1 protein-coding gene is annotated in these 274 nt (G+C 73.7%); it reads right to left on the reverse strand.

Going from position 1 to position 274, the window contains the following annotated elements; all coding sequences use genetic code 11:
• Positions 1-274, reverse strand: a 274-nt coding sequence (locus ACZ3GY_RS23930; protein ID WP_465912217.1) for a hypothetical protein, incomplete at both ends; no start/stop codon positions are given.

A 274-nucleotide genomic window follows, 5' to 3' on the forward strand; every position in this document is an offset into this window, starting at 1 on the left:
GGGCGGCGTCGGGAGCGTCCACTGGATGACGCGGTAGCCCGATGCCGCAGCCTCGGCCTCGGCGAGCAGTGCCTGCAGGTGCGACTCTGCGCCGTCGAGCTCGAGGCGGCTCTGCCGAACGACCTGCTCGAGCGTGTAACCCGCGGCGAGGTAGAACCGCGCGGCCCGGTCGAGCGGGATGCGGCCGAAACCGGTCGGCGCGTCCAGCTGCGGACCGTCGATGGCCGGGTGCTCGGCCCAGGACTGCAGGATCGTGCGACCGTGCTCGCGCGCG

It is taken from the genome of Pseudomonas sp. PME37.24/006 (assembly GCF_055556635.1).